Genomic DNA, 14665 nt, shown 5'->3' with positions numbered 1-14665 from the left:
ATTGGCGTAAAATATGTTATATTTTAATTTGGTACTTTGCGTGAAAAAGCGGATTATTTTCTTATTTAGGAGGAATGACTATGGACGAAGGCTTGCCTTCTGTCAGTATTTTTTTGTTTTTTATAATATTATTGACCGACATCTTTGTACATGGCTTTTGCGTTGCGATTGGACATGTCAAAGAGGATGATATCGAGAAGGACAATCAGGAGAAAAAGAGCATAATAGGAAGCGGACTTTTAAGGCTTCTTGAGAATCCCAAAAGACACATGTTTGATGAGGCAATTCAGCTGGTATGCATGGTTATAAACATGGTGCTTGGCGCGGTTGTTGTTTCGGGTATTGCAAGATATCTTGAGCGCTTTTGCAGCGTGGGAGACAACCTTTGCATGAGATTTATCGTGTGGCTTTTGACATGCTTTGTTATTGTGTTTGTTATCATGTGCTTCGGAATTGCCATACCGGCAAGACTTGCAGGCAGGAAGGCAAGACAATGGGCTTATGTTTGCTATTATCCCGTTAAGTTCTTGCAGATTCTCTTTTACCCGGTTGTACTTCTGATCCATGGATTTTCCGGTGCGGTTCTTTATTTGTTTGGCGTCAGAGGTGACGATAACCTTGATGATGTGACTGAGGAAGAGATCAAATCGATGGTTTCTGAAGGTCAGGAGCAGGGCGTACTTCAGGAGACTGAGGCCGATATGATCACCAATATCTTTGAGTTTTCTGATAAAGAGGCTCAGGATATCATGACCAACAGAAACGCAATGGTTGCCATAGATGCCAACCTAACACTTAAGCAGGCAGTTAACTTTATGATGGATACGAACAACTCGAGATTCCCTGTGTATCTCGATGATATCGATCACATCATAGGTATCATGCATATAAGAGATGCGATGAAGAAGCTCTCGGAGGAGACAGACAATGACCTTCCGATCAGGAAGATCAAGGGATTGCTTCGTCAGCCCAAGTTTGTTCCCGAGACGAGAAATATCGATTCTCTTTTCCATAACATGCAGTCTTCCAAGACTCAGATGGTTATCGTTATCGATGAGTACGGTCAGACGGCCGGTCTTGTTTCCATGGAAGATATTTTGGAAGAAATTGTGGGTAACATCCTTGATGAATACGATGAGGATGAGGATTACATCAAGCCCACCAAGAATCAGGGTGAATTCATTGTCGACGGTATGACGCCGCTTGAAGTTCTCGAGAAGAAATTCGAGCTCTCTTTTGATGACACGGAATTCGAGACTCTCAACGGTTTCCTTATTTCCAAGCTTGACAGGATACCCGAAGAAGACGTTGATTTCAGCGTCGACGAACAAGGCTATAGTTTCACTATTCTTTCTGTTGAAAATCATAAGATACTCAGCGTACTTATGAAGAAGCTCCCGAAGGAAGAGCTTACCGAGCAGGATGACGAAGTTGAAATAGCAAAATAGATTTTTTACGAAAGGAAGTTTTTATGTCAGGACATTCAAAATTTGCCAACATCAAGCATAAGAAAGAAAAGAATGATGCGGCAAAGGGAAAAATTTTCACTATCATCGGTAGGGAAATCGCGGTTGCGGTTAAGGAAGGTGGTCCCGATCCCAACAATAACTTCAAGCTTGCGACCGTAATTGCCAAGGCTAAGGCCAACAACATGCCCAACGACACTATTGAGCGTGGAATCAAGAAGGCTTCCGGTGCAGAAGGCGGAGTAGATTACAAGAGCATTACATACGAAGGATACGGCCCCGGCGGAACAGCCATCATCGTTGAGGCACTTACAGATAATCAGAACAGAACAGCAGCTAACGTAAAGAGCGCATTTACTAAGGGTAACGGTAACGTTGGTACTCCCGGCTGCGTATCATATATGTTTGACAACAAGGGTCAGATCCTTATCGACAAGGAAGTTTGCAGCATGTCTTCAGACGACCTTATGATGCTTGTTCTTGATGCAGGCGCTGACGATTTCAACGAGGAAGAGGACAGCTATGAGATCCTTACAACACCTGAGAATTTCCAGGCTGTAGTTGAGGCACTCGGAAAAGAGAACATTGAGACAGCTTCAGCTGAGGTTACCATGATTCCTCAGAATTATGTACAGGTAACAGATCCCGAGACAGTTAAGTATCTTCAGAGAATTCTTGATCTTCTTGATGAGGACGATGATGTTCAGGCTGTTTATCACAACTGGGAAGAGCCTGAGGAGTAATTGACACTAAAATTTGCGAAAAAAGGGGAGTTCTGAAAATGAAATTAAAGCATAAATGGCCGGCAATAATCATCTGGGTGTTATTCGTTATCTTCGATGTACTTATGGTGGCGGGGTCCGGCTACACATCAGGACTTTTCCCCGAGATCAATACAGTTTTATATACCTTGACGTTTACCGTTCTTGGTATAGCGATCATGAACACGCTCACGTATTTCCTCGGAAATCTGAGCGATTCTTTGGAACTTTACAAGGCAAGTGAAAATAAAGCCTGCAATGTAATATATACCGTGATGATGATAGCTATCGTTATCGGGGCATATATTACAAGGTTCCTTTGCCTTGCCAATTCATCAGCCGAGATTTCAGGACAGCTTTCTCTTTATGAGAATGCGGTCATCGGCGGAAACAACAAGGTGCCGGACAACGGCCTTTTGTCTGTTGCTTTTTCAAAGATTCTGAGCGGTATTTTACTTTTTACCGGAAACAGAATATCTATGGCGTATATTTTTTCCGCCGTTTTATCATGTGTTTTCATAATACTTACAGCTATTGCGGTTAAGCTTCTTTTGGGAAAAGTAGCTTCTATTGTGTATGCTGCTTTTGTTTCATTTATGCCTGCTTTCCTTGATAGCTTTTTAAAACTTGAACTTACAACGGATCCTCTTTTCCTGTGTTTGTTCGGAATAGAGCTTCTGTTTATTGCCATTTATTTAAGAAGGGCATCCGACAACAATTTTGGCAGCAAATCCTGGATCCCTTGGTATATTCTTGTCGGAGCGGTTATCGGATTTATGGGTTATGTGGACGCCGGAACATTTTTGGTTGTGCTTCCGCTTCTTATTTCCGCGCTTATCGTTAAGAACAGTACCGTGGTAAAAGAGCTTACGAGATTACTTTTCGTTATTGTAGGAGCGGCTCTTGCATTCTTTGGAATGATCCTGCAGGAAGGCGGAGTGGCCGGATTTGGAAAGGTATTTGACAACTGGCATAAATATTTCTTCCACAACGTTAATACGTTCGATGCTTTCTGGACATATACGGACTATAAGCTTATCTATCTTATCACCGTTATCGCCATGTCCGGAGTAATTGTGGGATTTTGGAAAAACAGAAAAGAGGATAAGGTTTCACCTTTCCTTCTCTCAATGCTGATACTTTTTGGGGCAACACCTCTTTTGGGTGCCACAAGAATGAACAGTAAGCTTATGATCACGATATTCTACGGAATAATACTGGCTTGTGTTGCAGCTCTTATTGTGACGGAATCTTCTGAAGAGGAAGAGGAGCCTGAGAGCGAAGGCGTCGATGCACACATGGGTACATCCGAAGTAGTGACTCCCGAAGCCGAGGACCATCGCGAGGTAGATAGAAAGCCTGAGCACGAATACGAGGAGCCTGAAGCGGAAGAGCCCGAAGAAGACCCCGAGAGCGAGTTAACACTTCGTGAGATGCGAGAGAAGATACTCGCTGAAAGAGCAGCCAAAGATGAAGCTGGGGAGCCGACAGAGGAATCCGCGTCCGAAGCGGAAGGTGATGGAACTGAGCAGGAACCCGAGCCCGCACCTGAAGATGATGAGCCGGAGCCTGAACCCGCACCGGAGCCCGAAGAGCCCGCACCTATTCCCGCGCCTGCGCCGAAGGCTGAGGAGCCGCGCTTTGTTCCCGAAGGCATGGTACTTCCGGAAGAGACCGAGGCGGACGCCGATGAGGTTAAGCGCGAAAGGCCCAAGAAGAAAGTTCCGCAGTTTGAAGGCAAGATTGCGCTTAATAGGAAGACCGACCATAAAGACGACAATAATGATGCTTCAAACATGGCATTTAAAGATGATTTCGACATCAGCTTCGAAGACGGAGATGATTTTGATATATAAATAATACTAAACGAGGGGACGTAACCATTAATGAAAAAATTAAATGTACCTGCATACGAGCTTATCGAGAGCAGAAGAATAGACGATCTGAATTCAGACAGCTTCGTCTACAGGCATAAGAAGACGGGGGCGAGAGTAGCTCTTTTGTCCAATGACGAAGAGAACAAAGTCTTCGCTATCGGTTTTAGAACACCGCCCAAGGATTCTACAGGTGTTGCCCATATAATCGAGCACACGGTACTTTGCGGATCCAGAGATTTTCCGATCAAAGATCCTTTTGTGGAACTCGTAAAGGGTTCACTCAATACCTTTATAAATGCTATGACATTTCCGGATAAGACCGTTTATCCCGTTGCCAGTTGCAACGATACGGATTTTCAGAATCTGATGCACGTTTATCTCGATGCGGTCTTTTATCCCAATATTTATAAGACTGACAAGATCTTCCGCCAGGAAGGTTGGCACTATGAGATGGAAGATGAGTCATCGGAGCTCACCATCAACGGTGTTGTTTACAACGAGATGAAGGGAGCGTTTTCATCGGCAGATGACGTTCTCTCAAGAGAAATCCAGAGTTCTCTTTATCCCGATATTACATACGGAATCGAGTCGGGCGGTGACCCCGATGTGATCCCTTCGCTTACATACGAGGATTACCTTGATTTTCACAGAAAGTATTATCACCCTTCCAACAGCTATATTTACCTTTACGGTAATATGAATATGGAAGAGAAGCTAAACTACATTGATGAGGCATATCTCTCTGCTTTTGATAGGCTTGAGGTTGATTCCGCGATTGGAAGACAGCCCGCATTCGATGCACCAAAAGAGATAGTGAAGCCTTATTCCGTTCTTGCAGAGGATGAGGCCTCCAAGAACACTTATCTTTCTTATAATTGCAGCGTGGGCTCCACTCTTGATAAAAAGCTCTATATCGCTTTTGATATTTTAGACTACGCGCTTTGTTCAGCTCCCGGTGCACCTATCAAGAAGGCACTTATCGATAAGGGAATCGGACAGGATGTTTACAGTGAGTACGACAACAGCATCCAGCAGCCTGTTTTCTCAATAATAGCAAAGAACGCCGACAAGGATCAGAAAGAAGAGTTTATCAAGACCATCAGAGAAGTCCTTGAAGATCAGGTTAAGAACGGCATTGATAAGAAAGCTCTTTTGGCAGGACTTAGCTACGACGAGTTCAAGTACAGAGAGGCTGATTTCGGAAGATATCCCAAGGGCCTTTTGTATGGGCTTCAGACCTTTGACAGCTGGCTCTACGATGACAACCTTCCCTGGATCAATGTTGAAGCCAACGAGACCTTTGCGGAGCTTAAGAAAGCGGCGGAGGGACATTATTTCGAGGAACTTATTCAGAAGTATCTTCTTGATAACACACACAGAACCGTAGTGATGCTTGAGCCCGAACCCGGTCTTTCTGCCAAGAAGGATGAAGCGCTTAAGAAAAAGCTTGAAGACTACAAAAATTCGCTCAGCGAAGAGGAGATCAAGACTATCGTCAGGGAGACAAAAGAGCTCAAGGAGTATCAGGACACTCCCGATGACCCCGAAGATCTTAAGAAGATCCCGCTCCTTAAGCTTGAGGACCTTAAGAAAACATCAGAGCAGTTTATTTTTGAGAAAAAGAACGAGTACGGAGTGGATATTCTTTTCCATGATATATTTACCAACGGAATTGATTATCTGACTTTTGTCTTTGACCTTAAAAACATAGACGCAGAGCTGCTTCCATATGCTGCAGCTCTCAAAAAAGTTCTCGGCATGTTAAACACCAAGAACTATACATACAAGGACCTTTACAATGAGATCAACATCCGTACAGGCGGAGTAAGCGGCGCCATAAGTACATACACTGATGCTGCGGATACGACCAAGTTTAAGACTGTTTTTGAAGTCAGTGTCAAGGTACTTCACGGCAACCTTTCCCATGCGTTTGACCTGGTAAAAGAGATTTTGATCAATTCTCTTTTTGACGATGTTAAGAGAATCTCTGAGATCCTGGATGAACAGTATGCAAGAATGCAGTCAGATCTTGCAAGCGCAGGTCATCAGACCGCTGCGATAAGAGCGATGAGCTATGTTTCACCCGCAGCGATGGTTTCGGATCAGGTAAGCGGAATCGGTTATTTCAGGCATCTTGAGAAGATGATCTCAATGATCGGAACTAAGGAAGGTGCAAAAGAGATCACCGATACCTTGACCAAGCTTACAAAAGAAATCTTCAGAGCGGAGAATCTTCTTGTTGACGTGACCGGAACTAAGGCAGAGTATGAGGGCGTTCCCGAGGAATGCAAGAAGTTTGTGCAGTGTCTTTTTACTGAAGATTATGAGAAAAAAGAGCTTGTGTTTAAGCCCGTTAAAAAGAACGAGGCGTTTAAGACCGCAGGCCAGGTTCAGTATGTATGCCGTGCAGGTAACTTTGCGAGCAAAGGTTTTGCTTACAATGGTGCGCTCAGAGTCCTTAAGGTTATGATGGGCTATGATTATCTTTGGAAAAATATCAGGGTTTTGGGAGGCGCTTACGGCTGCATGAGTAGCTATGCCAAGAACGGTGATGCTGCTTTTGTGACATACAGAGATCCCAATCTTGACAATACTATCAAGGTATTTGAGAATGCTTCGGAGTATCTGAGAAACTTTGATGAGGATGACAGAGTTATTCTTCAGTATATAATCGGTGCGATATCCGATCTTGATACACCAAAGACTCCTTCGGGCAAGGGAACATACGGCCTTACGGCTTATATGTGCAATGCCAAGATGGAGAATATCCAGAGGAACAGAGATCAGCTGCTTGGTACGACCAAGGAAACGATCAGAAAACTTGCCGATTATGTGGATGCATTCATGTCAGATGAGTGCCTGTGCGTAATTGGTGCCGCGGACAAGATAGAGAAGAGTAAGAAACTTTTTGATAACATCGAACAACTTGTAAACAAGGGATAAGCATTTTATCCCGCGGGGGAATGAGTATGAAAAAGAGAGTTGGTATTGTTTTAGCTTGTGTAATGTCTTTTGCAATTGTGATCTCGGGATGCGGTAGCTCAAGCGATGGCACCACCGAGTTTGCAGTGGGCAAGAATGCAGCGCCGGAAGAAGCGGGAGGTGTTTATGATAATGCCGCAGCTGAAGTTGCCGAAGAATCCGCCGATTACAGCGGAGGAGCCGGGGAGCAGGCACAGACTGTTACCGACACATCACGTAAGCTTATAACTACGGTGAACATTTCGGCTGAATCCGAGAATCTTGATGATACGATCTCAAAGCTTACTTCCAAGGTTACTGAGCTTGGCGGTTATATCGAGAATAGCAATGTCTACAACGGAAGCAGGTATAGCTCCGGACAGACCGTAAGAACGGCGGATTATACGATAAGGATCCCTGCAGATAAGCTTGACGGCTTTATTGAGACTATCGAGAATGCGTCCAACATAACAAGCAAATCTTCAAACGTTGAGGACGTGACTTTATCTTATGTGGATCTTGAGAGTAAGAAAAATGCTCTGAGAGCAGAGGAAAAGAGCCTTCTCGGTATCCTTGAATCTGCCGAGAAGATCGAAGATATTCTTGCTGTTCAGGAAAAGCTTGCAGATGTAAGATATCAGCTTGAAAGTATAGAATCTCAGCTTCGTACTTATGATAACAAAGTTGACTACAGTACTGTTTATTTAAATATCGAGGAAGTTGTAACGTATACACCCACTGAGGAAAAGGGCGCGTTTGCAAGAATGGGTGAGGGCTTTGTGAAGAGCCTTAAATCAATCGGACACGGATTTAAGGAATTCTTTATCTGGTTCGTAATTCATATCCCTCAGCTTGTTCTCCTTGGAATCGTGGTATTCGTGATCGTCTTCATCGTAAAGAAGAGCCAAAAAAAGAGCGCTGCAAAGCGTGAAGCGTTTATGAGGCAGATCGGAACGCCCGAAAACACTCCTCCTGTAAACACTACTAATGAAAAACCGGAAGGTAAAGATGGACAATAATTTCAAAACAGGTTTTGTGACACTTATAGGTCGCCCAAACGTCGGTAAGTCGACTCTCATGAATCAGCTTATCGGACAGAAGATAGCGATCACGTCGAGTAAGCCGCAGACGACGAGAAACAGAATAATGACGGTGTACACCGATGACACCTGCCAGATGATATTCCTTGATACTCCCGGAATTCACGAGAGTAAGAATAAGCTTGGTGAGTATATGACCAAGGTTGCCAAGAGTACTCTGGACGAGGTCGATGTTGTGCTATGGCTTGTTGAGCCGAGTACTTTTATAGGCGCCGGCGAAAAGGGCATAATCGAAGAGCTTAAAGCATGCAAGAAGCCCGTTATTCTGGTTATCAACAAGATAGATACGGTAGATAAAGATAATCTTTCAAAGTTTGAAGAAGCGTACAGAAGTCAGATGGATTTTGCGAAAGTTGTTTATACGGCTGCACTTCGAAGGATAAACATTGACGAAGTCATGAACGCGATAAAAGAGTTTTTGCCTGTCGGACCTCCTTTTTACGATGAGGATACTCTTACCGATCAGCCGGAGAGAAATATCGCTGCGGAGATCATCAGAGAGAAGGCACTCAGACTTATGAAGGATGAGGTTCCGCACGGAATCGCCGTAACTATAGAGAGAATGCGCGAAAGAGAAGATAAAGAAATCATGGATATCGAGGCTACGATAATCTGTGAAAGGGACTCTCATAAAGGCATTGTCATAGGAAAAGGCGGAGCGATGCTTAAGAAGATCGGAAGCACGGCAAGACGTGATATCGAGGAACTTGTCGGAATGAAGGTCAATCTTCAGCTCTGGGTTAAGGTAAGGAAGGACTGGCGTGATGACAAGACTCAGATGAAGAGTTTTGGTTATGACGTAAGGAATTACAAGTAACGTCTTTTAGGTAACGGTAATTTATTTATGGAAGATTTGGTAATCGTAAGGGGCATAGTTCTTAAGCATTCACCTACGGGAGATTACGACTGGGTCGTTACTATTTTTACTTCCGACAGAGGCAAGATAACCGCTTTTGCCAGAAGCGCACGAAAACCCGGAAGTAAGCTGGGCGGCTGTGTTGAACCGTTTTGTTTTGGGACTTTTAAGCTTTTTGCATCTAAGACATCATATACGATAGTCGAAGCCGATATAGATAATTATTTTGAAGGATTCAGACAGAATCTTGAAGCGGCGTTTTACGGCACGTATCTTTTGGAGCTTGCAAGCTATTATACAAGAGAAAACAGCGAAGATGTCGAGCTATTAAATCTTTTGTATATTTCCTTGAAAGCTCTTTTGAATGAGAATATTCCGAACAGGCTCGTCAGATGTATATATGAGCTTCGCTCTCTTGCAATAGAAGGAGAGTATCCGGGCATTCCGCAGGGACGGAACCTTCTCGAAGCGACGCAGTATTCGATGGATTATATAGTAAAAAGTCCGCTGGAAAAGTTATATTCTTTTACTGTTAAGGATGAAGTGCTTGCACAGCTGATCGTATTAACGGACGAATACAGGAAAAGATTTATAGACAGACCGCTCAAGAGTCTTGAAATGCTTGAAGGTATTTGATACTTTATAAAGTTGAAAAAGAAAAACGATTTGGATATAATAACTTTGTTTGCGTAAAGACTGATATTTTGGAGAGAATTTAGTTATGACATTGATATCAGATAGAATTAAATCTACTGAAAAAGTAAAAAGACATTTTTCCAAGACCGCAGCATTGCTATGCATTGCTGTTTTTGGCATATTAATGAGTGCCTGCGGAAAAGAGGATAATTCGACAAGAGTCGAAGTGTCAAAGGATGGCGCTGTTAAGAGCGTTATCTATGAGGCTTTCGCTGAGCCCAACTATGATGTGAACGAGCTTACGGAGATGGTCAACACCAAGGTTTCCGATTTTAACTCGGAGTACTTAAGCACCAAGGTGACGGTTGATTCTCTTAAGTATGACGAGGAGAAAAAGACTGTCAAGCTTGTTATGGATTACAACAGTGCAAATGATTATGCCGATTTTAACGAAGTTTCTTTCTTCTACGGAACTCTTACGGAGGCTGAGGAGAAGGGATATACTGTGTCTGCCGACATGGTCGGAACAGGCGATGATAAGCTTCCCGACGACTGGAAAGAGCAGTACAAGGATAAGCACATAATTATCTGTGATGAGGCAGTTAAGGTAAAGGCTCCTTATAAGATTGATTTTATTTCTAAAGATGTGCAATTACTGAGCAAAAAAGAAGTTGTTCCTGCAGGCGAATCCGATGGAACTATGCAGCTTCTTCTTTCAAAATAAATTACTAATTAATTCGCAGGAATGGAGAAAGTTATGGAAAACAGTGCAAAGACAATGGAAAAAATTATAGCTCTTGCTAAGGGAAGAGGCTTTATTTACCCCGGCTCTGAGATTTACGGCGGACTTGCCAATACTTGGGATTACGGTAACCTTGGTGTTGAGCTTAAGAACAACGTTAAGAAAGCTTGGTGGCAGAAATTCGTTCAGGAGAGCCCTTACAATGTGGGAGTTGACTGTGCCATTCTTATGAACCCTCAGACTTGGGTAGCCAGTGGACATTTGGGAAGCTTTTCAGATCCTCTTATGGATTGTAAAGAGTGTCATGAGAGATTCCGTGCCGACAAGATCATTGAAGACTTTGCAGCAGAGAAAGGCATCGCTCTTGAAGGCTCCGTTGATGCTTGGAGCAATGAGAAGATGATGCAGTTCATCGAAGATAACAACGTTCCTTGTCCTTCCTGCGGTAAGCATAACTTTACCGATATCAGACAGTTCAATCTTATGTTTAAGACATTCCAGGGTGTAACGGAGGATGCCAAGAATACTGTATACCTTCGTCCCGAGACTGCTCAGGGTATCTTCGTAAACTTCAAGAATGTTCAGAGAACATCACGTAAGAAGATTCCTTTCGGTATCGGACAGATCGGTAAGTCATTCAGAAACGAGATCACTCCCGGTAACTTCACATTCAGAACAAGAGAATTTGAGCAGATGGAGCTTGAGTTCTTCTGCGAGCCCGATACAGACCTTGAGTGGTTTGCATATTGGAAAGATTACTGCATTAACTGGCTTAAGAGCCTTGGCATGAAAGAAGATGAGATGAGAGTTCGTGACCATGAGAAAGAAGAGCTTTCATTCTACAGTAAGGCAACAAGTGATATCGAGTTCCTCTTCCCGTTCGGATGGGGTGAGCTTTGGGGTATCGCCGACAGAACCGATTATGACCTTACAAGACATCAGGAGACATCAAGCGAAGATCTTACTTACTTTGATGATGTTCAGAATAAGAGATACATTCCTTACGTTATCGAGCCTTCACTCGGTGCGGACCGTGTTGTTCTTGCATTCCTTTGCGGAGCATACGATGAAGAGGAAATCGGTGAGGGTGATGTAAGAACAGTTCTTCATTTCCATCCCGCTCTTGCACCTGTTAAGATCGGTATCCTTCCTCTTTCCAAGAAGCTCAACGAAGGTGCCGAGAAGATTTACAATCAGCTTTCCAAGAAGTACAACTGCGAGTTTGACGACCGTGGAAACATCGGTAAGAGATATCGTCGTCAGGATGAGATCGGAACTCCTTTCTGCATCACATATGATTTCGATTCAGAGACAGACGGCAAGGTTACCGTTAGATTCAGAGACAGCATGGAACAGGAGCGTGTTGCCATCGACGAGCTTGAAGCATATTTTGCCGACAAGTTTACATTCTAAGACTTTCGGATAGAAGGAGCATATATTATTATGAGACAATTTACAGCCAATGAACTGCGCAAGACATGGAAGCAGTTCTATATAGATCGCGGACATGTTGATGTTGGAGCAGTTTCACTTGTATCCGACGGTTCAACAGGTGTTATGTTCAACGTTGCGGGTATGCAGCCTCTTATGCCTTATCTTCTCGGTAAGAAGCATCCTCTCGGAACAAGACTTTGTAATGTTCAGGGATGCGTAAGAACCAACGATATCGATTCCGTAGGTGATAAGAGCCACGTTACCTTCTTTGAGATGATGGGTAGCTGGAGCCTTGGAGATTATTTCAAGGAAGAGCGTTGCAAATGGAGCTTTGAGCTTCTTACACAGGTTTTCGGATTTGATGCGGATCACCTTGCAGCTACTGTTTTTGCAGGTGACGAGAATGCACCCAGAGACGAAGAGGGTGCTCAGTATCGTATCGCTTCAGGCTTTAAGAAAGAGAATATCTATTATCTTCCCGCCGAGGATAACTGGTGGGGACTTGAGTACGGCCCTTGCGGACCCGACTCCGAGATGTTCTATATAGCTGATAAGCCGGACTGCGGCCCTGATTGCGGACCCGGATGCTCATGCGGTAAGTACACAGAGCTTGGCAACGACGTATTCATGCAGTATGAGAAGCACCACGATGGTTCACTCACACCTCTTTCACAGAAGAACGTTGATACAGGTTGGGGACTTGAGCGTATCCTTGCTTTCCTTAACGGAACCAAGGACGTATATCAGGTTGATGTTTTCGTACCTGCTGTTCAGTATATTGAAAAGAATGCAAACGTTAAGTACAACGAGGATGAGAAGACAACAAGATCTATTCGTATCCTCGCAGATCATATTCGTACATCCGTTATGCTTATAGGCGATGAGAAAAAGCTCCTTCCTTCTAACACGGGAGCTGGCTATATCTTGAGAAGACTTATTCGCCGTGCCGTAAGACATGCGAGAGCTCTTTCTCTTAACAAGGATCAGATCCTTGGAATCGCAGCTATCTTTATCGATGAGGTTTATGCTGAGAGCTATCCTCTTCTTGTAAAGAACCGTGAGTATGTTCTTACAGAGCTTTCTCGTGAGATCGCTCGTTTTGAGAGCACTCTTGAGAACGGTATGAAAGAGTTCAAGAAGATTCTTGATAAGACAAGAGAAGAAGGAAAGAAGGAAATCGGCGGTAAAGACGCATTCTTCCTTTACGATACATACGGATTCCCTGTTGAGCTTACTGTTGAGCTTGCAGAGGAAGAAGGACTTCTTGTTGACGAGAAGGGCTTTGCTGAGTCGATGGAAGAGCAGAAGCAGAAGGCAAGAGATAACCAGAACTTCTCAGCTAATCTCGACGCAGGAAAGAACGTATTCGATTCACTTGATGAGTCCGTAACTTGTGAGTTTGTAGGTTATACAGAGCTTAATGCAGGTGCCAAGGTTGTTGCCATCGCAGATGAGAACGGACTTGCCGAGGAACTTACAGAAGGTGCTAAGGGAACTGTTATCACAGACAAGACACCTTTCTATGGAACAATGGGTGGACAGATCGGTGATATCGGAACCATCACTGCTGACGGAACAGAGTTTAAGGTTGAAGAGACTATCCATGTTGCAGGCGGAAGAATTGCACATGTTGGTACTGTTGTAAAGGGAAGCATCAAGAACGGCGCAGCCGTTAAGCTTTCCGTAGATGCGGAAAACAGAGCAAAGACTTGCAGAAACCACTCGGCAACTCACCTTCTTCAGAAGGCCCTCAGAGTTGTTCTGGGTGACCATGTTGAGCAGGCCGGTTCATATCAGGATCCCGACAAGACAAGATTTGACTTTAGCCATCATCAGGCTATGACAGCCGAGGAGCTTCAGAAGGTTGAAGATCTTGTTAATGAGAAGATCGCGGAGGCACTTCCCGTTGTTACTCAGGAGATGTCAATGGAAGATGCCAAGAAGACCGGAGCAATGGCTCTTTTTGGTGAGAAGTACGGCGATGTTGTAAGAGTAGTTAAGATGGGAGACTTCTCAACAGAGCTTTGCGGCGGTACACATGTTGCCAATACAAGCCACGTTGGAATCTTCAAGATCGTATCTGAGAGCGGTGTTGCCGCAGGCGTACGTAGAATAGAAGCGCTTACAGGCAGCAATGCAAGAGAGTATTACAAGAATACAGAGAATAAGCTCAATGAGGCTGCTAAGCTTCTTAAGGCTAATTCTTCAGATATCGCAGAGCACATCAAGAAGCTTCAGGATGAGCTCAAGGCACTTAAGAGCGAGAACGAGTCACTAAAGAGTAAAGAGGCTCAGGCTGCTCTCGGTGATGTAACCGACAAGGTTGAGGAAGTTAAGGGCGTTAAGCTTCTTGCCGTATCACTTAAGGGCGTAGATATGAACGGACTCAGAGATCTCGGCGATCAGATGAAGACCAAGATCGGAGAGGGTGTTGTTGTTCTTATCTCCGAGTGTGATGGCAAGGTTAACCTTGTAACTATGGCTACAGATGAAGCTATGGGCAAGGGTGCTCATGCAGGAAACCTTGTTAAGGCTATCGCTCCCAAGGTAGGCGGAGGCGGCGGCGGTCGTCCCAACATGGCTCAGGCAGGCGGTAAGAATCCTGCAGGAATCGCTGATGCCATTGCCGAAGCAAAAACCGTTCTTGAGAGCCAAATTGGTTAAACAGTTGACTTTTCTATGAAAAAATGATATAAAACAAGTGTTGCAAAACAAATGTTTTTGTAGCATGCTTTTAAAGTTTTATTTCTATTTTTCTTTTTGCAAAAGCGTTGTTTGCGATGATTTTTTATGAGGTGAGGGTGGAATCGACGGATTCCCCGAAAAGGATGC

General features: G+C 44.0%; 10 protein-coding genes. All 10 read left to right on the top strand.

Features of this window, described 5'->3' with window-relative positions:
• The first annotated feature begins 80 nt into the window (after positions 1 to 80).
• Positions 81 to 1448 carry a hemolysin family protein gene (locus tag D6856_RS14275; protein ID WP_120687448.1) on the top strand — a complete coding sequence of 456 codons (1368 nt, stop codon included), beginning with the start codon at positions 81 to 83 and terminating at the stop codon, positions 1446 to 1448.
• A gap of 23 nt (positions 1449 to 1471) precedes the next feature.
• On the top strand, positions 1472 to 2209 hold the full coding sequence (locus D6856_RS14270; RefSeq protein ID WP_092249532.1) for a YebC/PmpR family DNA-binding transcriptional regulator: 738 nt from the start codon (positions 1472 to 1474) through the stop codon (positions 2207 to 2209).
• Positions 2210 to 2247: 38 nt separating this feature from the next.
• Positions 2248 to 4083 (top strand): hypothetical protein, encoded by a 1836-nt coding sequence (locus D6856_RS14265; protein WP_120687447.1) that lies wholly within the window; start codon positions 2248 to 2250, stop codon positions 4081 to 4083.
• Positions 4084 to 4113: 30 nt separating this feature from the next.
• On the top strand, positions 4114 to 7047 hold the full coding sequence (locus D6856_RS14260; protein ID WP_120687446.1) for an insulinase family protein: 2934 nt from the start codon (positions 4114 to 4116) through the stop codon (positions 7045 to 7047).
• Between the two features lie 26 nt (positions 7048 to 7073).
• Positions 7074 to 8084 carry a DUF4349 domain-containing protein gene (locus tag D6856_RS14255; RefSeq protein ID WP_158588968.1) on the top strand — a complete coding sequence of 337 codons (1011 nt, stop codon included), beginning with the start codon at positions 7074 to 7076 and terminating at the stop codon, positions 8082 to 8084.
• Positions 8074 to 8982 carry a GTPase Era gene (gene era / locus D6856_RS14250; protein ID WP_120687444.1) on the top strand — a complete coding sequence of 303 codons (909 nt, stop codon included), beginning with the start codon at positions 8074 to 8076 and terminating at the stop codon, positions 8980 to 8982. Before D6856_RS14255 ends, era begins: the two co-directional genes overlap by 11 nt.
• Positions 8983 to 9009: 27 nt before the next feature.
• Positions 9010 to 9657 carry a DNA repair protein RecO gene (gene recO / locus D6856_RS14245; RefSeq protein ID WP_120687443.1) on the top strand — a complete coding sequence of 216 codons (648 nt, stop codon included), beginning with the start codon at positions 9010 to 9012 and terminating at the stop codon, positions 9655 to 9657.
• A gap of 85 nt (positions 9658 to 9742) precedes the next feature.
• A complete protein-coding gene (locus D6856_RS14240) occupies positions 9743 to 10381 on the top strand; it encodes a hypothetical protein (RefSeq protein ID WP_120687442.1) in 639 nt (212 codons plus the stop codon).
• Between the two features lie 33 nt (positions 10382 to 10414).
• On the top strand, positions 10415 to 11812 hold the full coding sequence (locus D6856_RS14235; RefSeq protein WP_092249510.1) for a glycine--tRNA ligase: 1398 nt from the start codon (positions 10415 to 10417) through the stop codon (positions 11810 to 11812).
• Positions 11813 to 11842: 30 nt separating this feature from the next.
• Complete coding sequence (gene alaS / locus D6856_RS14230; protein WP_120687441.1) at positions 11843 to 14497, top strand: alanine--tRNA ligase; 2655 nt, start codon at positions 11843 to 11845, stop codon at positions 14495 to 14497.
• Positions 14498 to 14665 lie beyond the last annotated feature (168 nt).

The sequence above is a fragment of the Butyrivibrio sp. XB500-5 genome (genome assembly GCF_003625505.1).
In the GTDB taxonomy this organism is placed as follows: domain Bacteria; phylum Bacillota; class Clostridia; order Lachnospirales; family Lachnospiraceae; genus Butyrivibrio.
Note: the sequence above shows the minus strand (reverse complement) of the source record. Positions and strands in the feature narration are given on the sequence as shown.

What these genes read in the sequence shown, in the direction of transcription:
- D6856_RS14235 (WP_092249510.1), top strand. Translation starts at nt 10,415, where the DNA reads ATGGAAAACAGTGCAAAGACAATGGAAAAAATTATAGCTCTTGCTAAG.
- D6856_RS14240 (WP_120687442.1), top strand. Translation starts at nt 9,743, where the DNA reads ATGACATTGATATCAGATAGAATTAAATCTACTGAAAAAGTAAAAAGA.
- D6856_RS14275 (WP_120687448.1), top strand. Translation starts at nt 81, where the DNA reads ATGGACGAAGGCTTGCCTTCTGTCAGTATTTTTTTGTTTTTTATAATA.
- alaS (WP_120687441.1), top strand. Translation starts at nt 11,843, where the DNA reads ATGAGACAATTTACAGCCAATGAACTGCGCAAGACATGGAAGCAGTTC.
- era (WP_120687444.1), top strand. Translation starts at nt 8,074, where the DNA reads ATGGACAATAATTTCAAAACAGGTTTTGTGACACTTATAGGTCGCCCA.
- D6856_RS14255 (WP_158588968.1), top strand. Translation starts at nt 7,074, where the DNA reads ATGAAAAAGAGAGTTGGTATTGTTTTAGCTTGTGTAATGTCTTTTGCA.
- D6856_RS14265 (WP_120687447.1), top strand. Translation starts at nt 2,248, where the DNA reads ATGAAATTAAAGCATAAATGGCCGGCAATAATCATCTGGGTGTTATTC.
- D6856_RS14260 (WP_120687446.1), top strand. Translation starts at nt 4,114, where the DNA reads ATGAAAAAATTAAATGTACCTGCATACGAGCTTATCGAGAGCAGAAGA.
- recO (WP_120687443.1), top strand. Translation starts at nt 9,010, where the DNA reads ATGGAAGATTTGGTAATCGTAAGGGGCATAGTTCTTAAGCATTCACCT.
- D6856_RS14270 (WP_092249532.1), top strand. Translation starts at nt 1,472, where the DNA reads ATGTCAGGACATTCAAAATTTGCCAACATCAAGCATAAGAAAGAAAAG.